Origin of the sequence: Brevundimonas sp. EYE_349, assembly GCF_023147505.1 — a bacterium.
GTDB lineage: Bacteria > Pseudomonadota > Alphaproteobacteria > Caulobacterales > Caulobacteraceae > Brevundimonas.
Genome location: NZ_JAHXPB010000003.1, coordinates 347765 through 371447, shown reverse-complemented (window position 1 = coordinate 371447; position 23683 = coordinate 347765). Strand labels below are relative to the sequence as shown.

At 67.4% G+C, this 23683-nt stretch carries 20 protein-coding genes; 9 read left to right on the top strand and 11 right to left on the bottom strand.

Annotation, left to right across the window (positions count from 1 at the left end; translation table 11 throughout):
* Positions 1–8: 8 nt before the first annotated feature.
* From KZX42_RS08025 to KZX42_RS08010, 4 genes are all read right to left on the bottom strand, one after another.
* Positions 9–1232, bottom strand: coding sequence for a hypothetical protein (locus tag KZX42_RS08025; RefSeq protein ID WP_248118679.1), 1224 nt, complete (start codon positions 1230–1232; stop codon positions 9–11).
* A gap of 121 nt (positions 1233–1353) precedes the next feature.
* Entirely contained in the window at positions 1354–1698 is a 345-nt protein-coding gene (locus KZX42_RS08020) for a hypothetical protein (protein ID WP_248118678.1), read from the bottom strand.
* A 96-nt stretch (positions 1699–1794) separates the two neighbouring features.
* Positions 1795–3459 (bottom strand): peptide chain release factor 3, encoded by a 1665-nt coding sequence (locus tag KZX42_RS08015; RefSeq protein ID WP_248118677.1) that lies wholly within the window; start codon positions 3457–3459, stop codon positions 1795–1797.
* Between the two features lie 31 nt (positions 3460–3490).
* Positions 3491–5062, bottom strand: a complete 1572-nt coding sequence (locus KZX42_RS08010) for a hypothetical protein (protein WP_248118676.1) — start codon at positions 5060–5062, stop codon at positions 3491–3493.
* A gap of 247 nt (positions 5063–5309) precedes the next feature.
* On the opposite strand from KZX42_RS08010, the gene KZX42_RS08005 reads away from it, so the two are divergent.
* Positions 5310–5468: a hypothetical protein gene (locus tag KZX42_RS08005; protein ID WP_248118675.1), complete on the top strand. Its 159-nt coding sequence runs from the start codon at positions 5310–5312 to the stop codon at positions 5466–5468.
* 26 nt (positions 5469–5494) lie between these two features.
* Here the strand turns inward: KZX42_RS08005 and KZX42_RS08000 are convergent, their stop codons facing one another.
* Positions 5495–5869, bottom strand: a complete 375-nt coding sequence (locus KZX42_RS08000; RefSeq protein ID WP_248118674.1) for a hypothetical protein — start codon at positions 5867–5869, stop codon at positions 5495–5497.
* Positions 5870–6111: 242 nt separating this feature from the next.
* Between KZX42_RS08000 and KZX42_RS07995 the strand changes: the two genes are divergently transcribed.
* A complete protein-coding gene (locus KZX42_RS07995; RefSeq protein ID WP_248118673.1) occupies positions 6112–8256 on the top strand; it encodes a malate synthase G in 2145 nt (714 codons plus the stop codon).
* Here the strand turns inward: KZX42_RS07995 and KZX42_RS07990 are convergent.
* From KZX42_RS07990 to cysD, 3 genes are all read right to left on the bottom strand, one after another.
* Positions 8244–9293 carry a mechanosensitive ion channel domain-containing protein gene (locus KZX42_RS07990; RefSeq protein ID WP_248118672.1) on the bottom strand — a complete coding sequence of 350 codons (1050 nt, stop codon included), beginning with the start codon at positions 9291–9293 and terminating at the stop codon, positions 8244–8246. The two genes, KZX42_RS07995 and KZX42_RS07990, sit on opposite strands and share 13 nt — an antisense overlap.
* Before the next feature lie 64 nt (positions 9294–9357).
* Entirely contained in the window at positions 9358–11271 is a 1914-nt protein-coding gene (gene cysN, locus KZX42_RS07985) for a sulfate adenylyltransferase subunit CysN (protein WP_248118671.1), read from the bottom strand.
* Complete coding sequence (gene cysD, locus KZX42_RS07980) at positions 11271–12221, bottom strand: sulfate adenylyltransferase subunit CysD (RefSeq protein ID WP_248118726.1); 951 nt, start codon at positions 12219–12221, stop codon at positions 11271–11273. The genes cysN and cysD overlap by 1 nt, the downstream gene beginning before the upstream one ends.
* A 180-nt stretch (positions 12222–12401) precedes the next feature.
* Between cysD and KZX42_RS07975 the strand changes: the two genes are divergently transcribed.
* A complete protein-coding gene (locus KZX42_RS07975) occupies positions 12402–12953 on the top strand; it encodes a lipocalin family protein (protein ID WP_248118670.1) in 552 nt (183 codons plus the stop codon).
* A 57-nt stretch (positions 12954–13010) separates the two neighbouring features.
* On the opposite strand, the gene KZX42_RS07970 is transcribed toward KZX42_RS07975, so the two are convergent.
* Positions 13011–13580, bottom strand: coding sequence for a hypothetical protein (locus tag KZX42_RS07970; protein ID WP_248118669.1), 570 nt, complete (start codon positions 13578–13580; stop codon positions 13011–13013).
* A 330-nt stretch (positions 13581–13910) separates the two neighbouring features.
* On the opposite strand from KZX42_RS07970, the gene KZX42_RS07965 reads away from it, so the two are divergent.
* The 6 genes from KZX42_RS07965 to KZX42_RS07940 all read left to right on the top strand — a co-directional run bounded on the left by KZX42_RS07965 (position 13911) and on the right by KZX42_RS07940 (position 19942).
* Positions 13911–15710: a long-chain-acyl-CoA synthetase gene (locus KZX42_RS07965; protein WP_248118725.1), complete on the top strand. Its 1800-nt coding sequence runs from the start codon at positions 13911–13913 to the stop codon at positions 15708–15710.
* 90 nt (positions 15711–15800) lie between these two features.
* Positions 15801–16667: a flagellar motor stator protein MotA gene (gene motA / locus KZX42_RS07960; RefSeq protein WP_248118668.1), complete on the top strand. Its 867-nt coding sequence runs from the start codon at positions 15801–15803 to the stop codon at positions 16665–16667.
* Positions 16668–16771: 104 nt separating this feature from the next.
* Positions 16772–17065, top strand: a complete 294-nt coding sequence (locus KZX42_RS07955) for a hypothetical protein (protein ID WP_248118667.1) — start codon at positions 16772–16774, stop codon at positions 17063–17065.
* An 88-nt stretch (positions 17066–17153) separates the two neighbouring features.
* On the top strand, positions 17154–18983 hold the full coding sequence (gene mnmC / locus KZX42_RS07950; RefSeq protein WP_248118666.1) for an FAD-dependent 5-carboxymethylaminomethyl-2-thiouridine(34) oxidoreductase MnmC: 1830 nt from the start codon (positions 17154–17156) through the stop codon (positions 18981–18983).
* Between the two features lie 26 nt (positions 18984–19009).
* The gene (locus tag KZX42_RS07945) at positions 19010–19399 is read left to right on the top strand and encodes a DUF6491 family protein (RefSeq protein WP_248118665.1); all 390 of its coding nucleotides are present in this window, start codon (positions 19010–19012) and stop codon (positions 19397–19399) included.
* An 87-nt stretch (positions 19400–19486) separates the two neighbouring features.
* On the top strand, positions 19487–19942 hold the full coding sequence (locus KZX42_RS07940) for a hypothetical protein (protein ID WP_248118664.1): 456 nt from the start codon (positions 19487–19489) through the stop codon (positions 19940–19942).
* A gap of 37 nt (positions 19943–19979) precedes the next feature.
* Here KZX42_RS07940 and gyrB read toward each other — a convergent pair whose 3' ends face one another.
* Together gyrB and recF are read right to left on the bottom strand one after the other, a co-directional pair.
* Positions 19980–22406 (bottom strand): DNA topoisomerase (ATP-hydrolyzing) subunit B, encoded by a 2427-nt coding sequence (gene gyrB / locus KZX42_RS07935; protein ID WP_248118663.1) that lies wholly within the window; start codon positions 22404–22406, stop codon positions 19980–19982.
* Positions 22407–22550: 144 nt separating this feature from the next.
* Positions 22551–23672, bottom strand: a complete 1122-nt coding sequence (gene recF / locus KZX42_RS07930) for a DNA replication/repair protein RecF (RefSeq protein WP_248118662.1) — start codon at positions 23670–23672, stop codon at positions 22551–22553.
* Between the last annotated feature and the right edge of the window lie 11 nt (positions 23673–23683).

Genomic DNA, 23683 nt, shown 5'->3' with positions numbered 1-23683 from the left:
CGCGGGCGTTAAGCCCTGACGCTCGACAGCAGGGCTTCCGCCCGCTCCGCCAGGACGTCGACGCCCCGTTCGCGCGCCGTCGTCGCCGCCTCGCCCAGCATCAGCCCCAGCCCTCCGGCCGCCGACCCCGTCAACCGCTGCCGCGCCAGCAGAATCTCGGCCATGCCGATCTGGTCGGCGGACCAATCCAGCGGCGTCGCATCGGGCATCCGTGCGCGCAGCCGCGTCTCCAGCGTTATCATGCCGGCCAGATCGCCGACCGCTTCGGCCAGGGCGACCTCACGGGTGATCCGCCGCTCGCGCACCGCGGCGCCCAGCACCAGATCGCGGCCCTGGGTCAGACTTTCCGCCTGGGCCAGCAGCATCAGCGGCTGTGCTTCGTCGCCCGCGCGCAGGATTTGGATGGCGACCCAGTCCAGGGGGCTGTGATCGGGGGTGAACTGTTCGGCGGCGGCGTCGAACAGGCTCCGCGCCTGGGCCCGCGCCCCCTGATGCCCCGCGACGGCGGCCAAGGCGGACAGACCGGCGCCGCACAGAGCCAGCGCTCGCGCACGCGTCAAAGGGCGATGGTCGGGCGAGGCGGTCTCGACCAGGGCGCCCAGGCTCCGGCCCGCCTGGTCCAGCAGACGCACTTCGCGTCGCACCACGCCTGTCTCTAACGCCAGAGCGGCCTGATCCATCCTCAACTCCAGGTCCTCGGCCGTATCGCCCTGAACCGCCGCCTCCATCAGCCCGCCGGCCTCGGCCAGACTGTCGACATCCCCGGCCAGCCGCGCCGTGCGCGCCTTCAGCCGTGCGTGGATTGCGGCCAAGGTCGAGGCTGCGCGTCGGCTGCGCGGGCGATTGACGCTGGCCAGCAGGGCCAGGGCGCGGTCCAGGCGCTCCGGCGCGCCGCACAGGTCGAACCTCAGCATCGCCGACGCGGCGCCGTCCGCCGCCGCCAGGGCGGCCTGATCCTGGGTCGTCGCGGAACGGGACAGGCTGTCGGCGCAGCGGTCAGCCCGATCCAGGCTTTCAGCGGCGCCCGTCCGTCGTGCGTGTTCGCGCCACAGCGCCGCGGCGCGGTGCTCGGTCTCGAACGGCCGGTTGCAGGACACCCGGCCCGCGTCGATGGATTCGCGTAGCGCCTCGGCCCGCAGCAGGTCGGGGCCGATCAGTTCGACCCAGCCCAGGTCTTCGCTCTCTCGCGCCTGAGCGAAGAGTTTTCGAAGATCGCGGCCGAATTCGAACATGCGCTGGACCTCTGTAATCCCGCTTCGAGACGCAGACTGGGTCTCTTGCGGCGTCCAATGCAAACGCAGCGCCGCCAAAGCGGTTCGGTCCGGCTTATACCCAGCCGTGGTCGCGGGTCGATCAGCCGAGATTCGGCGTCTTCTGCTGGCAGCGTTGCAGGATCGCTCTGGCCTCGGCCGCGGCGCCGTTCAACTGACGCACGGCGGCGATGCGGGCGCGGGTCTGGTCGGCCTCTGCGGCGGGGGCGGGCTTGCCGGCGGCGGTCGCGGCCTGCATCGCCGCCAACGACCAATAGAGGGCCGCGTCGTAAAGCCGGCGCCCCTGCACGCTCTCGCCGCCCTCCAGTTCCGACGCCGCCTGGGTCAGCCCGGCGCAGCGCACCGCCTCGTCATAGGAGATCAGTCCCACGGACGGTGCGGCCTGCAGCATCAGGGCGGCGCTGGTTAGGGCGAACAGCAAAGGCATCGGTCCTCCGGCGCGATTGCGCCCGACAGCCGACCATGGCCCAGACGCGGGGCCGAATAAAGTCCGAAGCGGCGCCGTGAGGCGGCCCATTGCGTCTCAGCCGCGTTCCCGGGTCTTGGTGAAGGCGATCTTGGGGAAGCGTTCGCCGACGTAGCCGGTCTCCCAACTCGATTTGGCCAGGAAGACCGGGGCCTGGTCGATGTCGCGGGCCATCTGCGGGCGGTATTTGCCGCTGAAGTCCTCGACGTCGGCGTCGGCGCCGCCCACCCAGCGGGCCTCGGCGTAGGGGCTGGGTTCGAAGACGACGTCCAGCCCGTATTCCTCGCCCAGACGGTCGGCCATGACCTCGAACTGAAGCTGGCCCACGGCGCCGACAATGAAGTCCGAACCGATTTCGGGGCGGAACAGCTGGGTCACGCCTTCCTCGGCCAGACCTTCCAGCGCCTTCTTCAGGTGCTTGGCCTTCAACGGGTCCTTGACCCGCACCCGCTGCAGGATTTCCGGCGCGAAGTTCGGCAGGCCCGCGAACCGCACCACGCCGCTTTCCGACAGGCTGTCGCCGACGCGCAGCACCCCGTGGTTGGGAATGCCGATCACATCGCCCGCGAAAGCGTCGTCTGCCAGTTCGCGATCGGAGGCGAAGAACATGATGGGCGCGTTGACCGACAACGACTTGCCGGTGTTCTGCACCTTCAGCTTCATGCCGCGCTTGAAGGCGCCGCTTGCCATTCGGAACATGGCGATCCGGTCGCGGTGGTTCGGGTCCATATTGGCCTGGACCTTGAAGACAAAGCCGGTGACTTCGTTCGATCCCGGCTCGACCTCGGTGTCCACGGGGGCAGGGGCGTTGCGGGTCTCGGGCGGCGATTCCTTCTTGGCCTTCATGACCTTGGGCGCGGGGGCCCAGTCGCCGATGGCCTTCAAAAGTTCGTCGATGCCGAAGTGGCGCAGGGCCGAGCCCCACAGGACCGGCGTCAGGTGACCTTCAAGGAAGGACTGACGATCGAACGCCGGATAGCCGCCCTCGACCAGTTCGACAGCCTCGGCCAGGGCGTCCTGCTCTCCCGCCTCGAAATACTGGGCCGCCTGATCCAGCGGCAGGGCGTCGGGGTGTTCGGGATCTTCGGCCGAACCGGCGGCCTTGCGGGTATAGGGCTGGAACCGGCCGGTGCCGACCTCGACCATGCCGCGCAGACGGTTGCCGCTTTCGGCGGGCCACCAGATCGGGGCGGGGTCAAGCTGTAGGCGGGACGCGATGTCGTCCAGCAGGGCCATCGGGTCCTGGGCCTCGCGGTCCAGCTTGTTGATGAAGGTGATGATCGGAATGTCGCGCAGACGGCAGACCTCGAACAGCTTCAGCGTCTGCGGCTCGATGCCTTTTGCGGCGTCCAGCACCATGATGGCGCAGTCTGCGGCGGTCAGGGTGCGATAGGTGTCTTCCGAGAAGTCCTCGTGCCCGGGCGTATCGAGCAGGTTGAACATCTTGCCGTCGTGCTCGAACGTCATGACCGAGGCGCTGACGGAAATCCCGCGTTCCTTTTCGATCTTCATCCAGTCCGAACGGGTGCGCCGGTTCTCACCCCGCGCCCGCACGGCGCCCGCCGCACGGATGGCGCCGCCGGCAAGCAGGATATGCTCGGTCAGTGTCGTCTTGCCGGCGTCCGGGTGGGCGATGATGGCGAAGGTCCGCCGCCTCCCCGCCTCGGCGGCGAGGGTTCTTGAAGACTTGGCGGCTTCTTCGGGCAGGATCAGTGAGGACATGGCGCGCGACTACCCCGCCGCGCGCCGAAAGTCACTCGTTGGCGGGGGAGGGGATGGCTTCAGGCGGCTTTTCCGGCGTTTCCTCGGGCTCGCTGATCTGGGGTTCGGCCGCATCGTCCGTCAGCGTCGGCAGATTCTGTCCGTTCTCGATGGCTGAGATCATGCGCGACGCCAGTGCGGATGCTCCGCCTCCGTGGGGATTGTTGGCCAGGGGCTTCAATACGGCTATGGCTTCATCCCTTTTCCCGGTCTGTATTAACGCGCTAGCGTAAGAGAATCGAACAGCGGCCAACTGTGGCGCGCGGTCTAGCGCCAATCCCAAGGTCAAAATATCGTTCTCATTGGGATAGCCGGGCTGCGTCTGGCGCAATTCGGACAGCAGCATCAAGGTGCGATAGTCGTTCCGCCCCACCTGATAGGCGTGGGCCAGATAGGCGTGCGCCTGAGCGCGAAGCTGCTGGGCCTGATCGTCATCGTCGGCTTCGCGCGCTTGTTTCAATCTTTCTTGAGCCAAGAACTGCAGGGCCTCCACATGATCCGGATCGATCTCCAGAAGGCGTTGAAGGGCGCGCTCGCCTGCCGGGCGGTCGCCGAAGTGCAGGCCGGCGTGGCCGGCGGCCAGAAGCGCCAGGGGATCGTCGCCATGTCGAGCGGCCAGTCTGGCGACCTCCTGACCCAAGGCCTGACGATCACCGTTTGGCGTCCCGATCTTGAGACGTTGATTGATCAGCAGTAGATCGTCGGCGGTCGGTGAAAGGCGTTCCACCGCAACTTCAGCAGTCGGAAACTGGCCGGAAATTTTGGTGCGTCCTAGCCGTTCGCGCGTATAGCGCCGAAGGCTGGCGCGCAACTGCTCCAGCGTCATCCCTGTCGCCTGCTGCATCGCCGTAATTGAATCCTGTCCGCCGGCAACGGCTTTCAGGTAAATGTTCAACTGGTCCAGCCGCTCAGGCGTGGAATAAAACCAATGGGTAAGCAACCAGGCGATGGGATAGTAGGTCGCCCGCTGACTTGACGCCCGAATTTCGCCAGGACGTTTCGTCAGTAGCACGTCCAAGGGGATCCAGCTTTCGGCCATGATCCAGTAGGCGCGATTGTGATTGAAGCCGCCCAGAATGACCTCACGGTCCCGAAAATCGATTTCTGCGGTCGCGTAATACTCGGCAAAGCCTTCGACGAACCAGGCTGGGTAAGATCCAGGGAAATTGCCCAACATGAAGTGATGGGCGTATTCGTGCATCAGAACTTCGTCGCCCGACAGACCGTTGCCGTCACCGCGAATGGCGACGGCAAAGACATCCTCTTCCGTGGGGAAGTAGGTTCCGACGACATTCTCGCCGCTTTGGGGGTGGACCCGGAGCAACGCGCTTCTGCTTCGCACCAAATAGATGGGTAGCTTTCTTTGAGGCTCGGTCGTTATGGCGACCCCCGACCGAAACTGCATGACCCGGTCGAACATCTCCAGCTTCTGCACATAGTCGCGCAGGGCGCGTTCGCCGCCGTCGCTGTAGACGATGAACCGCTCGCTTTCGGCGCGCAGCCAGTCCGCGTGCGCGGCCTTGGGCGCAGCCCAGGCCGACAGCCCCAAAAAGGCCGCCGTCACACCGGTCGCAATCAGACGCCTCATGAACACCCCGCCCCGCTGAGGCTTCATGATCGCAGGGGTTGCGCCTGTGAGTAAAGATCGAAGTGAGCGGGGATCGCTGAATCACGATGTTGCGCCAGATCAAATAACCCCTCGCCATAAGGGGCTATTGGAGTCATGCTCTGGTTCGAGGCGACGATCGGACCGACAGAGTCTGACGCCCTCTCCCGGCGTTCTCCGGGGTCATAGGGAAAGGAAACGAACGATGGCTGTGATCCATCCTCAAGACCGTATCGCCCACATGACGAGCGAGCGTTCGACGGCCAACCGACCGCTGCATCCGGCCGTCGGCCTCGCGGTCGGCTTCGGCTTCATCGTCGCCGTGGCGACGATCGTGCACGTCGTCTTCAACGCGGTGATGTGACGCGACGGCTTTAGGGCCGCCCGATTTCAGGCGGCCATGCGGTTCCAGACGGCGCGGTCGGCGGCCACGGCGTTCAGGCGGCGGCCCTTGGCCTGAAGCTGATGCATGACGACGTTGGGCAGGGCGCAGAAGCGCGGCTCGACCAGGTCGGGGTCGCAGGCGACGGCCGGTGCGGCGAACAGGGCGGCGTTCACGTCCGGGCTGCGCTCGGCGATCAGCCAGGCCAGGCGGCGCGCACGCTGAGGGTCGTTCCGGTGGAGCAGCGGATCCTCGGCGAACAGTTCGCAGCCCAGCTCCAGCACATAGTCGAAGGACAGCTTCTCGAACCGGCGCGTGTCGGCGGGCGTGGCCGGGCAGGCCTCGTCCAGGTCGAACACCACATCGTTCAAAAGAAACAGCATTGAAAACACGCTCGAGCGGGCCGGACGCGATGTCGTCCATAGGCGCAACATAGGCGCCGCCGCTTGCGGTCTCGTTCACGGACGCGGTTAAGCGTTTCTGACCGGCCGCGCGTCGCCTTGGACGAAAAGCGACGGCGCTGACGCGACGTGACCCTTGCGCAGTCGCGCGGGCTCCGCTTACCTCATCACGCATTGTTACAGGCCGGCTCCAGCCTTGGCGCCGGCCGCAAGGAGTCGCCGTCATGACCACCCACGAAGATCGCGCCGGGCTGAGCGTCGCAGGCGAACTGATCGCACTCATCGAACGGGAGGTGCTGCCAGGGCTGGGTCTCGATGCGGCGGCCTTCTGGGCCGGCGCCACGGCGATCTTCGAACGGTTCGCGCCGGAGAACCGCGCGCTGCTCAACCGGCGCGACGCCCTGCAGGGCCAGATCGATGCGTGGCAGCGGGCGCGGCGGGGCCAGCCCTACGATGTGAGTGCGTCGGAAGCCTTCCTGCGCGAGATCGGCTATCTGGTCGAGGAGCCGCAGCCCTTCACGATCACGACCGAGGGGGTGGACGCCGAGATCGCCCAGATGGCTGGGCCGCAGCTGGTGGTGCCGGTGCTGAACGCCCGCTTCCTGCTGAACGCCGCCAACGCCCGCTGGGGCAGCCTGTATGACGCCCTGTACGGCACCGACGCCCTGGGCGATCTGCCGCAAGGAGGCGGATACGATGCGACACGGGGCGCACGGGTCGTGGCGCGGGCCAAGGCGTTTCTGGACGAGGCGGCCCCGCTGGCGGATGGATCGCACGCCGATGTCGCCGGCTGGTCGGTGGGTGACGGCGGGCTGTCGCCGGCGCTGAAGGATGCGGCGCAGTTCGTCGGGTTCAGGGGAGAGGCGACGGCCCCTTCGTCTATCCTGCTGGTCCACAACGGCCTGCATATCGAACTGGTCATCGACCGCGACCATCCGGTGGGCCGGGGCGACCCCGCGGGACTGGCGGACGTGGTGCTGGAATCGGCCCTGACCACCATCGTCGATCTGGAGGATTCGGTCGCCGCCGTCGATGCGGCGGACAAGGCCGAGGCCTATTCCAACTGGCTGGGCCTGATGCGCGGCGACCTGTCCGCGACCTTCACGAAGGGCGGAGAGACCCTGACCCGCGCGCTGGAGCCGGATCGACAATGGACGGCGCGGGATGGGGCGTCGGTGACGCTGAAGGGACGCAGCCTGCTGTTCGTGCGCAATGTCGGGCATCTGATGACGACCCCGGCCATTCGTCTGGCGGACGGGTCGGAGGCGCCCGAGGGGATCATGGACGCGATCGTGACCAGCCTGATCGCACTGTATGACATCAAGGGGCTAGGCGGGTTCGGCAACAGCGCGACCGGCTCGGTCTATATCGTGAAACCCAAGATGCACGGGCCGGACGAAGCCGCCTTCACGGACCGTCTGTTCGATGCAGTCGAGGACCTGCTGGCCCTGCCGCGCCATGCGATCAAGGTCGGGGTGATGGACGAAGAACGGCGGACGTCAGCCAATCTGGCGGCCTGCATTCAGGCGGTGAAGGACCGGATCGTCTTCATCAACACCGGCTTTTTGGATCGGACCGGCGACGAGATTCACACCGCCATGCAGGCCGGGCCGGTGGTGCGAAAGGCGGACATCAAGTCCAGCGCCTGGATCGCCGCCTATGAGGCGCGGAACGTCGCCATTGGTCTGAATTGCGGCCTGTCCGGCAAGGCCCAGATCGGCAAGGGGATGTGGGCGGCGCCGGACCGGATGGCGGACATGCTGGAGCAGAAGATCGGCCACCCGAAGACGGGCGCCAACACCGCCTGGACGCCGTCGCCGACGGCGGCGACGCTGCACGCGCTGCACTATCACGCCGTTGATGTGTTCGCGGTCCAGAAGGACGTCGCGCGACGCGAGACGCCGGGGCTTGAGGCCCTGCTGACCCCGCCCCTGGCCAATGGCGCCAACTGGTCGGAAGACGAGGTGGCGGCCGAGCTGGACAACAACGCCCAAGGCATTCTGGGCTATGTCGTGCGCTGGATCGACCAGGGCGTCGGCTGCTCCAAGGTGCCGGACATCCACGACGTCGGCCTGATGGAGGACCGGGCGACCCTGCGGATCAGTTCGCAGCATATCGCCAACTGGCTGCTGCATGGGGTCTGCACGGCGGAACAGGTCGACGCCGCCTTCCTGCGGATGGCGGCCAAGGTGGACGGCCAGAACGCCGGTGATCCGCTGTATCGGCCGATGGCGGCGAGCCCCGAGACCAGCCTGGCCTATCAGGCGGCGCGGGCGTTGGTGTTCGAGGGCGTGGAACAGCCGAACGGCTATACCGAACCGCTGCTGCACGCTTACCGGCTGAAGGCGAAGGCGGCTCAGTCCGGCTGACGGCGCAAGGGGGAGGCGGGCGGCTCTGCGGCCTCTTCCTCCTCCTGCGCCATCACGTCGGCGGCGGCGTCGTTGGCGGTGCGTACGCCACGCGAGGGGCCGCCGGGCTGCGCCGCCGGGCCGTCGCCGTGGCCCAGCCGCTTCAGCGCCTCGTCGCCCTCCAGCCCGAAGGCGCGGCGCAGGCGCACGTCCGTCTGCGGCACCGGCACCTCCACGCCCGCCGCATCCAGCGCATCGGCGATCAGCCAGGTGTAGGCGGCGTGCATGGCGGCCGGGCGTTTGACCGCATCGCGGGTGGGCCAGACCACCAACTCGAACGACAGGCCCCGGTCGCCGAACGCCACCAGCCAGACCTGGCTCTTCCTCGCCTCGGTCTCGGGCAGGGTGAAGGGGCTGGCGCGCGCGGCCTTCAGCACGGCGTCGCGAACCTGGCCCCGGTCCGAGCCATAGGCGACGGTGAAGGGCACATGGATGCGGCGGGTGTCGCCCTTCAGCGTCCAGTTGGTCACCGGCTGTTCGATGAAGCGCGAGTTGGGCACCAGCACATTGACGTTGTCGTTAGTGCGGACGCGCGTCGCGCGCGGGCCGATCTCCATGATGGCGCCGCGAATGCCGATGTCCTCGATCTCTATATAGTCGCCGACCGACACCATCCGGTCGAAGATCAGAAACAGGCCCGACACGAACTCCTTGACCACCCCCTGCAGGCCCAGGCCCACGCCGATACCCAAAGCGCCGGCGAAGACCGCCAGGGACGACAGGTTCAACCCCGCCGCCGACAGGGCCGCCATCGCCCCGACCACGATGATCCCGTAGCCGGCCAACCGCTCCAGCAGATAGACGGCCTGGCGGCTGCGGTCGGCCCGCTCGCGCACCCGGCGCAGAGATCGGGTCACCAGCCAGTGGGCGGCGAAGGCCGCGAGGGCGATGACGCCCGCGCTGACCAGACCGCCCAGCGTCAGGTTCGTCCCGGCGATGCGGGCGATCTGCGACTGCTCGATCGCGGACAGGTCCAGCTTTCGGATAGGAAGGGTCATCGGCCTCTACAGTGCGCCAGAAACAGTCAAGGTTCCCGTGCGGCGCTCGCAGCCGGACTTCAAGTCAGATGCTGAAATCCTCGTTCCAGAACCGGCCGTCCAGCCAGGCCACGATGCGCTCGGCCGCCTGATCGGGCGACATGGTGGTGGTGTCCACCACGATCTCCGGCGTCTCGGGCGCCTCATAGGGGCTGTCGATGCCGGTGAAGTTCTTCAACTGTCCCGCCCGCGCCTTCTTGTAGAGGCCCTTGACGTCGCGGGCCTCGGCGACGGCCAGGGGGGTGTCGACATGCACCTCTACGAACTCGCCGTCGCCCAGCAGGTCGCGGGCCATGCGGCGCTCGGCGCGGAAGGGCGAGATGAAGCTGACCAGAACGATCAAGCCGGCGTCCACCATCAGTTTCGACACCTCGGCGACGCGGCGGATGTTTTCGACCCGGTCCTCCTCGGTGAAGCCCAGGTCGCGGTTCAGGCCGTGACGGACATTGTCGCCGTCCAGCAGATAGGTGTGGCGGCCGTCGGCGTGCAGCCGCTTTTCGACCAGATCGGCGATGGTTGATTTGCCCGCGCCGGACAAGCCGGTCAGCCAGATGACCCGCCCCTTCTGGTTCTTGATCGCGGCGCGCGCATCCTTGTCCACCGACAGGGCCTGCCAGTGGATGTTGTGGGCGCGGCGCAGGGCGAAGTTCAGCAGGCCCGCGCCCACCGTCCGGTTCGAGATCCGGTCGATCAGGATGAAGCCGCCAAGGTCCTTATTCTGGGCGTAGGGGGCGAAGGCGACGGGTGCGTCCAGCGACAGGTTGCAGACGCCGATCTCGTTCAACTCCAGCCGCCGGGCCGGCTGCTGCTCCAGAGTGTTGACGTTCACCTTGTGCTTGGGCTCGGTGATGGTCGCCCCGACCAGTTTGGCGCCGATCTTCAGCAGGTAGGGCCGCCCGGGCAGCAGGGGTTCGTCGTCCATCCACACCACAGTGGCCTCGAACTGGTCGGCGGCCTCGGGCGGGGCGTCGGCGCTGGCCAGCACGTCGCCGCGCGAAACGTCGATCTCGTCGGACAGGGTCAGGGTGATCGACTGACCGGCGACGGCCCGGTCCAGGTCGCCGTCGGCGGTGACGATGCGGGCGACGGTCGAGGTCCTGCCAGACGGCAGGACACGCAGCGGATCGCCCGGCCGCACGGTCCCGGCGGCGATCTGGCCGGCGAAGCCGCGGAAGTCGAGATTGGGCCGGTTGACCCACTGCACCGGCAGGCGGAACGGATAGGCCTGCAGATCGTCGCCGACCTCCAGCGTCTCCAGCAGGCGCATCAGGGGCGGGCCGGCGTACCAGGACGACCGGGGGCTGGCCTCGGTGATGTTGTCGCCGCGGAGGGCCGACATCGGAATAGCGTCGAACGTCTTCAGCCCGATCTGGCCGGCGAAGGCGGAAAAGTCGGAAACGATGGCGTCGAACACATCCTCGGACCAGCCCATCAGGTCCATCTTGTTCACCGCCAGGATGACGTGGCGGATGCCCAGCAGGCTGACCAGATAGGCGTGGCGACGCGTCTGGGTCAGCACCCCGCGTCGGGCGTCGATCAGGATGACGGCGGCGTCGGCGGTCGAGGCGCCGGTGACCATATTGCGGGTGTACTGTTCATGCCCCGGCGTATCGGCGACGATGAATTTGCGCGTCTCGGTCGAGAAGAATCGATAGGCCACGTCGATGGTGATGCCCTGTTCGCGTTCGGCGGCCAGACCATCGACCAGCAGGGCGAAATCGATGTCGCCGCCTTGGGTGCCGACGCGGCGGCTGTCCGCCTCCAGCGCCGCCATCTGATCCTCGAAGATCATCTTGGAGTCGTACAGCAGCCGGCCGATCAGGGTCGACTTGCCGTCGTCCACGCTGCCGCAGGTGATGAAGCGCAGCAGGCTCTTGTGCTGGTGCGCGTCCAGATAGGCGTCGATGTCGCGGGCGATCAGGTCGGACTGGTGCGACATCAGAAATAGCCCTCCTGCTTCTTCTTCTCCATCGAGGCGGACTGGTCGTGGTCGATCATCCGGCCCTGGCGTTCGGACGTGGTGGTCAGCAGCATCTCCTGAATGACCTCGGGCAGGGTCGCGGCCGTGCTCTCGACCGCGCCGGTCAGGGGGTAGCAGCCCAGGGTGCGGAAGCGGACGGACTTCATCTGCGGCGTCTCGCCGGGGCGCAGCCGGAAGCGGTCGTCGTCCACCATGATCAGGGCGCCGTCGCGCTCCACCACCGGCCGTTCCGCCGCCAGATAAAGGGGCACGATCGGGATCTGCTCCCGATGGATGTACTGCCAGACGTCCAACTCGGTCCAGTTGGAGATGGGGAAGACCCGAATACTCTCGCCGGGGCGCTTCCTGGTGTTATAGAGCCGCCAGAGTTCGGGCCGCTGGTTCTTCGGGTCCCAGCGATGCTCGGCGGTGCGGAACGAGAAAATCCTCTCCTTGGCCCGCGACTTCTCCTCGTCTCGCCGGGCGCCGCCGAAGGCCGCGTCGAAGCCGTGGAGAGACAGGGCCTGTTTCAGCCCGTCGGTCTTCCACAGGTCGGTATGAAGGGCCGAGCCGTGATCGAACGGATTGATCCCGCGCGCGACGGCTTCCGGGTTCTGGTGCACCAGCAGTTCGACGCCGAGGTCGGCCGCGGCCTGTTCGCGCAGGGCGTACATGGCGCGAAACTTCCACGTCGTATCGACGTGCAGCAGGGGGAAGGGCGGCTTCGAAGGATAGAAGGCCTTCTTGGCCAAGTGCAGCATCACCGCTGAATCCTTGCCGATCGAATACAACATGACCGGACGCTCGACCTCGGCCGCCACCTCCCGCAGGATATGAATGCTCTCGGCCTCCAGGCGTTGGAGGTGGGTCAGGCGTTGGCTGGGCAAGCTGTCTTGGCGTTTGGTCAGAATGGCGATGTCCACCGGCAGGTCTCCGTCGAACGGAGGTCACAACGCCAATGTGCCGCGTAAGACAAGCGATTGATACTGCCACATCCTGTGAGATTTTCGACCGCGCGCTCTGGTCTGCCCCTCAGGTCCAAAGTGTTCGCTGGCGCGTAAACCAGCCAGGACCGCCTGCCGCGGCCCTATGCCGAAAGGGATCAGCCCATGCCCGACTTCAAGCCCGTCATCGCCGCGACTGCGGCCGCTGTCGCCTTAGCCGGCTGCGTGACCGCGCCGCGCCCTTCTGAATATCGCGCGCCACAGCCCGCCAAGCCGGTGGATGTGCAGCGTCTGTGGTCAGGTCGCTGGCATGAAATCGCCCGTCTGCCGGATCGTCTGACCGACGGCTGCGTGGCCGGCGCATCCATCTATACGCCGGTCGAGGGCACGCGCGTCGACGTGCGCGACACCTGTCAGGTCGGCACGCCGCAGGGCAGGGAGAAGGCCATCGGCGGGCGGGGCGAAATCCTGGACCCCGGTACGAACGCGAAACTCAGGGTCAGATATCTGGCCGGGTTCGTGACCTGGGACTACTGGGTGTTAGACCGGGCGGACGACTACAGTTGGTTCATTTCCGCCGATCCGACGTTTGCGCGGCTGTTCATCTATACGCGCGACTTGCCGACCCAAGCCCAGGTTCGCAGCCTGACGGAACGGGCGCGCGCCTTGGGTTATGACGTCAGCCGTCTGGAGTTCCCGGCCCAACCCACGCCTTAAGCGCGGCCGCAAAAAAAGCCCCGGTGGAAACCGGGGCTCTTCTTCAGGCGACGAGGGTCAGTTCAGCGGCTGGACCGTGATCGTCGGGGCGGGCGGTCGAGCCGGGCTCGTTGTGGGGACCGTGGCCGGAGCCGTATTCAACTGGCTGGTGCTGGCGGCCGGCGACGTCGCCGCCGCATAGGGCTGCGGACCCGTGGGCGTCGCAGGGACCTCGACGCGAGGCGTGGCCGCCGGGCGCTCCGCGACCGGCGCGGCGCGGCGGGCGACCGGCTCTGCACGCGGTTCAGCACGGAGCGCGGTCAAGGCGGACGCAGCCGGCGCAGGCGCGGCGGCCGGAGCCTGAGCGGTCTCCATAGGCGCGGCCGGCGTCACGGGCGTCTCGGCGGCGGTCATCGCGGCGGGGGCGGTCTGCATGGCGGGCGCAGTCGCCTCCGTCGACTGACCGGGCGCGGCCTGTTCGCCGCCGCCCATCACCATGGCGACGCCGCTGCCCAGCAGAACCACGGCGCCGATCGGAGCCAGAATCATCCAGGTCTTCACGGACTTTTTTGACTTGGTCGGGCGGGCGTAACGCGGCACGAAGGCGTCTTCGGTGCGGGTTTCGGTATTGGCGTCAGCGTAGGTCATCGACATTGTTCTTGTCCTCCATAACGTCGATCAACCAACCCGTCGTTCGGCGCCGTCGTTCCGCCGATGGTGCAAAAGCCCCGAAGAAACACTCTTTCCGCCTGGAATGGGGCGCTGATCGCGCCTTTTGCAGTCACCTCTTCAGGGAATGCGGCAATAAAAAGCACCCGCCGGCTCTGGATTTCCCCGGCGTCAACAGAACAAATGGGTGACGGCTGTCGCCAATCCTCGAGACCCGCCAGCGATGGCGGTCGGCGCGGTTGACCCGACAGCCCGCCTTCGTCCATCACCGGCGGGGTGGAACACGCATTGACCGGAGATACGGCGCGCATGGGTCTTGTAGCCAATATCCGTCGGGATGTCCGGTTCGCGCGCGGGCTGTTCCGCCTGCTCAAACGCATCAAACCTATCCAACTGGATAGCGACGTCCTGCTGTGCGACGACTTCGAGGAAGCGGTCGATAAGTTCCCCGACAACATCGCCATCGACGATGGTCAGCGCACCCTGACCTATCGCGATCTTGACGCCATGGCCAACCGCTTCGGTCACTGGGCCAAGAATCGGGGTCTGCGCCGCAGCGACACCATCGCCCTGATGATGACCAACCGGATCGAATATCTGGCGGCCTGGATCGGCTTCTCCAAGGTCGGCATCGCCACGGCCCTGATCAACACCAATCTGAACGGGCAGGGCCTGGCCCACTGTCTGGCCATCTCCAACGCCTTCAACGTGGTCGCCGACGAGGATTGCTGGCGCCAGATCGAAGAGGCGCGGCCTCTGGTCGATCACAATCTGGCGCTCTGGGTCTTGGGTCTGACCGAGGATATGGAGACCAGCGACCGGCGGGGGCTGGACAAGCCGGTGCGCGGCGCCTCCTCGGTGCGCCCGTCCAAGACGGCGCGCGAGGGCATGACCAACCGCGACACGGCGCTCTACATCTACACCTCCGGCACGACGGGCCTGCCCAAGGCCGCGCGCATCCCCCATTCGCGCGCCCGCACCTATATGCGCGCCTTCGCCGGGGCCACGCGCTCGACGCCCGAGGACCGGATCTTCAACGTCCTGCCGCTGTATCATTCGACCGGGGGTCTGGTCGGGGTGGGGGCGGCCCTGCTGAACGGGGCGCGGCTGGTCATCCGCAAGAAGTTTTCGGCCACCAGCTTCTGGCCCGACGTGCGGTCGTCGGGGGCGACCATGTTCGTCTATATCGGCGAGCTGTGCCGTTATCTGGTCAACTGCCCGCCGCATGAGGACGAGACCCGGCACAAGCTGCGCCTGGCCTTCGGCAACGGCCTGCGCGCCGACGTCTGGCCCGACTTCCAGAAGCGGTTCCGCATCCCGGAAATCCTGGAGTTCTACGGCTCGACCGAAGGCAATGTCTCCCTGTTCAACTTCGACGGCAAACAGGGCGCCATCGGGCGGGTGCCCCGCTATCTGAAGTCCCAGATCAATATTCGTCTGGTCGAGTTCGACGTGGACACCGAACAGCCGATCCGGGGTTCCGACGGCCTGTGCCGTCTGGCGCGCGCGGGCGAGGTGGGCGAGGCCATCGGCCTGATCGGCAACGACATTCGCCACGACTTCTCGGGCTATGCCGACAAGGCCGCCTCGCAGAAGAAGATCCTGACCGACGTGTTCAAGAAGGGCGACCGCTGGTTCCGCACCGGCGACCTGATGAAGCAGGATGCGGAAGGCTATTTCTACTTCGTGGACCGGATGGGCGACACCTTCCGCTGGAAGGGCGAGAACGTCTCGACCTCCGAGGTCGAACAGGTTCTGATGGATGCGCCGGGCGTCGCCGAAGCCATCGTCTATGGCGTGCCGGTGCCGGGCCAGGACGGCAAGGCGGGCATGGCGGCCCTGGTGGTCGAGGGCAAGTTCGACGCCCAGGCCTTCTCGGATCATGTCGAGGCCAAGCTGCCGGCCTACGCCCAGCCTGTCTTCCTGCGTCTGATCAAATCGGCCGAGACGACCGGCACCTTCAAGTACCGCAAGGCCGATCTGGTCGCCGATGGCTTCGATTCCGACAAGACCGGCCCGTCGCTCTACGTTCGGGGCGGCAACACCGGCTATCAGAAGCTGACGGTCGCGGCGCGCAAGGCGATCCTGACCGGCGAACAGCGTCTCTGAGGTCCTGGACGCCGGACGCCGTTCGCGAAACGCCGTCTTAATGATTAACGGGGATGATCCCGGCCTCTCGCCTCAGGATCGTCCTTCCCCATGTTCCAGATCATCGGCATCGTGCTGCTGTTCGGCCTCGTCTTCGGCAGCTACGCGATTTCGGGCGGCAAGTTCGAAGTCATCATGCACGCCGCCCCGCACGAACTGATGGCCATCGGCGGCGCGGGCATCGCCGCCTTCCTGATTTCCAACTCCCTGCCGGTGATCAAGAGTTCGATGGGCGGGTTGGGCAAGACCTTCGCCGGGCCGAAGTGGAAGAAGCAGGACTACAAGGACCTGCTGTCCCTGCTGTTCCAACTGACCAAGACGATGAAATCCAAGGGCGTCGTGGCGCTGGAAAGCCACATCGAAAAGCCCAAGGAATCGCCGATCTTCCAGAAATACCCCAAGGTGCTGAAGGACCATTTCGCGGTCGACTTCATCTGCGACACCCTGCGGATGATGACGATGAACCTGGAGGATCCGCATCAGGTCGAGGACGCGATGGAAAAACAGCTGGAAAAGCACCATCACGAGCATCTGGAAGCCGCCCATGCGCTTCAGAACCTGGCCGACGGCCTTCCGGCTCTGGGCATCGTCGCGGCGGTCCTGGGGGTCATCAAGACCATGGGCTCCATCACCGAGCCGCCCGAAGTGCTGGGCGGCATGATCGGCGGCGCCCTGGTCGGCACCTTCATGGGGGTGTTCCTGGCCTATGGCCTGGTCGGTCCCTTCGCCGCGCGGCTGAAGGCGATCATCGACGAAGAGGCCGCCTATTATAAGATCATCCAGTCGGTGCTGGTGGCCCATCTGCACGGCAACGCCGCCCAGATTTCGGTTGAGATCGGCCGGGGCGACATCCCCTCCACCGCCCAGCCCTCGTTCGGCGAGATGGAAGAGGCGTTGAACAGCATCACCGCCGACTGAGCCGGATCGCCGCAGCGCCGATCCCGACTTGCCCCTTCCGGCGGCGCGGTCCTATCGTCAGCGACCTGAGGCGCGCCGCCTCGCGAACCGTTCGGAGACCTTCCATGCGTATGCCCGCCCTTATCGCCGTATCGGCCGCCCTGCTGGCCGTCGCCGCCTGCGGCTCGTCCAACGAGAAGAAGGCCGAGGCGCCCGCCAGCGACGCGGTCGAAGCCGCCGGCAGCGCCGAAGAGGCGGCCGTGACCGTCGATCAGGCCGCGCGCGACGCCGAAGCCGCCGCCAACCAGGCCATTCAGAACGACGCCGCCGCCGCGCCGGCCGCGACCCCGCCGGTCGAGGGCGCGGCCCCGACCACGCCGCCCGCGCCCGAGCCGGTCCCCGCGCCGTCCGGCCACTGATCCTCAGACGACCAATCCGCATAAGGGGTCGCTTCCGATGGAGGCGGCCCTTTCTCGTTGCGGCGTCGACAATGCTAAAGGCCCCGCCATGCACCCCGACGACGCCTCGCCCCGCCTGACCTGGACCGAAGAAGGAGAGCCGCGTTCCGGTCGGTTCGGCGATGTCTACTTCTCGCGCGACGACGGGCTGGCCGAGACGCGGGCCGTGTTCCTTGACGGCTGCGGGCTGCCGCAGGCCTGGGCCGGGCGGGCCGCCTTCACGGTCGCGGAACTGGGCTTCGGGACCGGGCTGAACATCGCGGCTGTGCTGGATCTGTGGCGACGGTCCGGGCCGGTCGGAGGACGGCTGCATGTCTTTTCGGTCGAGGGGTTCCCGTTGACGGCGGAGGAGGCGGGGCGCGCCTTGGCCAATTGGCCCGAACTGTCGGACGCGGCCCAGGCCCTGATCGGCGCCTGGCCGCCGGCGACGCCGGGGTTTCATCGCATCGACCTGCCGGATTTCAACGCCGTGCTGGATCTGGCCATAGGCGACGCGGCCTGGGCGTTGGCGCAATGGTCGGGCGCGGCCGACGCCTGGTTCCTGGACGGCTTCTCGCCCGCGCTCAATCCCGGCATGTGGTCGCCGGAGGTGATGGGGCTTATCGCCGCCCGCTCCGCCCCCGGCGCGCGACTGGCCACCTTCACCGTCGCCGGCGCGGTGCGACGCGGCCTGGCCGAGCAGGGCTTCGTCGTCGACAAGCGCCCCGGCCATGGCCGCAAGCGCGAGCGGCTGGAGGCCCGCTTGCCGACGCCGGTCGAGGCGGAAGCCCGCCCGCGCGTGGCTGTGATCGGGGCGGGGATCGCCGGCGCCTCCGTGGCGCGCGCCCTCAAAGCCGACGGCGTGCAGCCCATGGTGTTCGAGGTTGATCGGCCGGGCGCCGGCGGCTCCGGTTTTCCAGCCGGTCTGGTCACGCCGAGACTGGACGCCGGCGACGCAGGTATCGCGGCCCTGCACGCCCAGGCGCTGGAGCGGGCGCGCGGCCTTTATGCAGGCACGCCGGGCGCCATCGTCGGCGACGGGGTGCTGCAACTGCCCCAGATGCCGCGCGACCGGGCGCGGTTTGAAAAGATCGCGGATCAGTCGATCTGGCCGGCCGGCGCCATGACGATCCCGGACGCCGGGACCGCCGACGTCAGGGCCGGCGAGCCGGTTGGGGCAGGGGGACTGATGATGGCCGACGCCTGCACGGTTCGACCGGCCGCCATCCTGTCCGATTGGCTGGGCGATGCGGACATTCGTGCTGCCAGGGTCGCACGGGTCGCGCGCGGCGAAGAGGGCTGGCGCCTGCTGGACGACGTCGGCGCCGTCCTGGCCCAGGTCGATGTCGTGGTGGTCGCCGCCGGCTGGGGCGCCGCCGACCTGCTGGTCGGTCATGACGCCGCGCCGCGCCTGTCGCCCGTGCGCGGTCAAGCGGACTGGATCGAGGAGGCGACGTCGGTCCAGGCCATGGCCTGGGGCGGCTATGTCGCCCCCACCGGCGAGGGTTTTCTGTACGGCGCCACCCATGATCGGGGTGATGTGGACGTCACGGCCCGACCCGCCGACAGCGCGCGCAATCTGGACACCCTGCGGGCGCGCCTGCCCGGTCTGGCGGGTCGCGTGGCGTCCGCCGACGGGGCGCGCAGCCGGGCCGCCGTCCGGGCCACAACGCCGGACCGACTGCCCCTGGCCGGCGCCCTGGCCGACGGCCTCTATATTCTCGGCGGCTTGGGATCGCGCGGCTTCTGCGTCGCGCCCCTGCTGGGCGAGCATCTGGCGGCGTCGATCCTGAACCGGCCGTCGCCCGTGCCGCGCGACCTGGCCGAGCGGGTCTCGCCCCGCCGTTCGGCCGTGCAGACGAATTCGCTTGCGCTCGATCCCCCTCGGCGAGAGGGTTGAGGCGGGGCTGTCAGGAGAACATCACGATGCGCCTTGTCCTCGCCTCAGCCGCCGTTCTGGCGCTGGCCGCCTGCGCCCCGGCCGGGTCCGGTCTGTCGCCATCCGCCACGCGCACCGCCGCCAATCCCTGTTTCCGGCCCAATCTGGTGCGTAACTTCACCGCGCCCAACGAACAGACCCTGTATGTCCGCACCTCGGCGACGGAGGTGTTCCAGATCGACGCCACCGTGTGCCGCGACCTGCCCCAGGCCGTGTCCATCGCCCTGGAGCCGCTGGGCGGAACCAGCCGCCTGTGTGTCGGAGACCAGGCCCGGTTGCGCAGCCCGACGACGGGCCCCGAACCGTGCCGCGTGCGCGTCCTTCGTCAGCTTACGACGGACCAGATCGCCGCCCTGCCGTCGCGCGACCGCCCCTGATCCCGCCCGCGGAAAACCCGCGCGACGACGATTGAAATTCGCCGCGTCCAGGTATGAAATGATCGCCTTGCCTGGGGAGGGAAGAGGATGATCAGAACGATAAACATCACCGCCGCCGTGTCGGCGGTCGGACTTGGCCTGTTCGGCCTGGCGTCGTCGGCGGCGGCGGAAAGCTGGGCCGCCTTTTCGCGCAGCGACGCCGTCGTCTATCTGGTGGATATCGACGCCCTGACGCCGGTCGATGGCGTGGCCACCACCAAGATGGCGCGGGTCCATACACGCGGCGAGACGACGGACCTCAGCCATGAGACCGAGGAGGTGATGGTGCGCTGCTCGGACGGCCAGTCGCGTTCGGGCGCGACCGTGACCTATGGCAAGGACGGGGCGGAGACCGACCGCTATTCGGAGGACACGCCGTGGGAGGCGACCCCGGCCGGCGGCATCTACGGCGCCATCAAGTCCTTCGCCTGCGAGGAGATGCGGCCGCAAGCCGCCCGCTTCTCCACCATCGCCGCCTTCATCGCGGCCGGACGCGGCCAATAGGCCGCATCTCGCTCGCTGCAGTCGTCGCCTTTCGATGTCAGACGTCGACGGCGGCGTCCAGGGCGTTTTCCTGGATGAACTCGCGGCGGGGTTCGACCACGTCGCCCATCAGCTTGGCGAACAGGTCATTGGCGTCTTCTTCGTGCTCGACCGACACCTGAAGCAGGGTGCGGGCGTTGACGTCCAGCGTCGTCTCCCACAGCTGCTCGGGGTTCATCTCGCCCAGACCCTTGTAGCGCTGGATCGACAGGCCCTTCTTGCCCGCGTCCAGCACGGCGTTAAGCAGGTCCAACGGGCCGCGGATGTCGGTGGACTTGTCCTTGCGGCGATAGAGGGCGGGGGCCGAGAAGACGCCGTCGAAGGCGGCGGCGCGTTCGGCTAAACGCCGGGCGTCCAGCGAGCGGACCAGAGTCTCTTCCAGCACGATGGTCTCCTGCACCGCACGACGGGTGCGGGCGAAGACCACGGCGCCCTGTTCGCCCGGCGCGCCCGTCCATTCCCCGTCGCCTTCTTCGGCGTACAGGTTCAGGCGCGCAGCCGCAGCGGCCGAGGCGGCGGCCATGTCGGCGTCGTCGGCGAACAGACCCGCCAGGGCCGCCTGTTCGATGGCGAAGGCAGGCGCGCGCTGGCTGAGACGGTCGACCCCGGCCTTGAAGGCCTTGGCCTCGCGCACCAGGGATTGCAGGTCCAGGCCCATGCGGCGCTCGCCGGTCGACAGGTCCAGCTCGGCCTCGGACGAGCCTTCCTCGATCAGATAGGCGTCCATGTCGGCCTGATCCTTGAGGTAGCGCGACTGCTTGCCCTTGGAGACCTTATAGAGCGGCGGCTGGGCGATATAGACGTGGCCCCGCTCGATCAGCTCGGGCATCTGGCGATAGAAGAAGGTCAGCAGCAGGGTGCGGATGTGGGCGCCGTCGACGTCGGCGTCCGCCATCAGGATGATCTTGTGATAGCGCAGCTTGTCGGCGTTGAAGTCGTCGCGGCCGATGCCCGTGCCCAGCGCCAGGATCAGGGTGCCGATCAGGTCCGACGACAGCATCCGGTCAAAGCGCGCGCGTTCGACGTTCAGGATCTTGCCGCGCAGGGGCAGGACGGCCTGGTTTTCGCGGTTGCGCGCCTGTTTGGCCGAGCCGCCGGCGGAATCGCCCTCGACGATGAACAGTTCGGACTTGGCGGGATCGCGTTCCTGGCAGTCAGCCAGCTTGCCGGGCAGGGAGCTGATCTCCAGCGCCGACTTGCGCCGCGTCAGGTCGCGCGCCTTGCGAGCCGCTTCACGGGCCGACGCCGCTTCGATGATCTTGGAGACGATCATCTTGGCCTCGACGGGGTGTTCCTCGAACCAGGTGGCCAGGCCCTCCGAGCACAGATTCTCGACCGCCGGGCGCACCTCGGACGAGACCAGCTTGTCCTTTGTCTGGGAGCTGAACTTGGGGTCCGGCACCTTGACCGACAGGACGCAGGTCAGGCCTTCGCGGGCGTCTTCGCCGGTCGGGGCGACCTTCTCCTTCTTGGCCAGGCCGGAGCTTTCGATGTAGCCGCCCATGACGCGCGTCAGGCTGGCGCGGAAGGCCGACAGGTGGGTGCCCCCATCCCGTTGCGGGATGTTGTTGGTGAAGCACAGCATGGTCTCGTGGTAGCTGTCGTTCCACCACAGGGCCAGGTCCAGCTCGATCCCGTCCTTCTTGCCGCGAATGACGATGACGTCCTTCAGGATCGGGGTCTTGGACTTGTCGAGGTGACGCACGAAGGCTTCTACCCCGCCCTCGTAGTGCAGCGTCATTTCGATGGGTTCGGCATGGCGCATGTCGGCCAGGCGGATGACCACGCCCGAGTTCAGGAAGGCCAGTTCGCGCAGCCGGTGTTCCAGCGTCTTCAAGTCGAAGTCGATATGGCTGAAGGTGGTGACGGACGGATAGAAGGTGACTTCGGTGCCGCTCAGGGGCTTGCCCGTGTCCTCGCGGATGGGGGCGACGCCGGTCACCTCCAGCGACTTGGCCGTGTCGCCGCGTTCGAAGCGCATTTCGTGCTGTTTGCCGTCGCGATAGATCTTCAACTGCAGCCAGTCGGACAGGGCGTTCACGACCGAGACGCCCACGCCGTGCAGACCGCCGGACACCTTGTAGGAGTTCTGGTCGAACTTACCGCCGGCGTGCAGCTGGGTCATGATGACCTCGGCCGCCGATACGCCTTCCTCGGCGTGGATGTCGGTGGGGATGCCGCGCCCGTTGTCGGTGACGGTGACCGATCCGTCGGCGTTCAGAATGACCTGGACCAAGTCGGCGTGGCCCGCCAGGGCCTCGTCGATGGCGTTGTCCACCACCTCATAGACCATGTGATGCAGGCCCGAGCCGTCGTCGGTGTCGCCGATATACATGCCCGGCCGTTTCCGCACCGCGTCCAGGCCCTTGAGAACCTTGATGGAATCGGCGCCGTATTCGGGCAGGTCGGCAATCGGATCGGTCATGAAATCGTTGGCTCTGAAGTCCCGACCGGGACGGGGAGAGAACGCCGTGCCCGGCGTTCGAATCGACGGCGGGATCACACCGCGCCGAAGCCTGCAACATATAGGAAATTTCGGCGAAAAAGCGAGGATTTCAGCGACGAAAACCTAGTCGCTTTCCAGCGCGCCGCCTGTGACACGGACGAACTGCGCGCGGCCTTCCAGGCCGGCGAACAGGTCGCGTTCGGTGCCGGTCATGAAGGCCTGGAGGTCCAGCGCGACGATCTCGTCGAACAGGGCGGCGCGGCGGGTTTCGTCCAGATGGGCGGGGGCCTCGTCCAGCAGCAGGATCGGGCGAGTCGACTGATCAGACAGGCGGGCGATCTGGGCCAGGATCAGGTTCAGGACCAGGGCCTTCTGCTCGCCCGACGACCCCTCGGCGGCGGGGCGGTTCTTCTCTCGGTGAATGGCGATCAGATCAGTGCGATGCGGCCCGAACAGGGATCGGCCGGCGGCGCCGTCGCGCGCGCGCGCCTTGGCTAGGCCTTCGCGGATCGAGGCGGCGATTTCGTCTTCTTCCGCCCCCGCCTCGGCCATCTGTTCGGCGGCGCCGTTCAGTTCCAGGTCCGCCTGGGGAAAGGGCCGGTCGCCTCGGGCGTCGATGGCGGCCTGAAGCGCGTGCAGGGCGGCGAGGCGGGCGATGGCGGCCCGCGCCCCCGCCTCGCTCAGGCGGACTTCCAGAGCATCCAGCCAGATCGGGTCCGCCTCACGCCCGTCTGCGGCGTCATTCAGCAGCCGCAGCCGCTCGCGCAAAGCCTTCTCATAGACGGAGATGCTGGCGGCATGGTCAGGATCGGCGGCGAAGACCAGACGGTCGAAGAACTTCAGCCGCTCGGCCCGCGCGTCCGAGAACAACCGATCCTGTTCAGGCGTCGCCCAGACGGGGCGCAGATAGTCGAGCAAGCGCCCGGGCTGGGCCGTCTCGCCGTCGATGCGGACGATGCGTCGCGTCGCGCCCGCCGCCTGGACGCCGGTGCCAAGCCGCGTCTCATCACCCAGCTCGACCATGACAGCCCAGGCGCGCCCGTTCGCCTCGCCCGGCTCACGGCGGCCCATCTCAGCGGCTGTCGCGCCGCGCAGCCCCTTACCGGGGGTCAAGAGGCTGATGGCCTCCAGAAGATTGGTCTTGCCCGCCCCGTTCGGCCCATGCAGCACCACTGGCCCGGAGGTCATCTCCAGCCGCGCGCCCGCATAGGAGCGGAAGTCGGTAAGGGTGAGGGAGCGGATCACGCTCGCTCTCT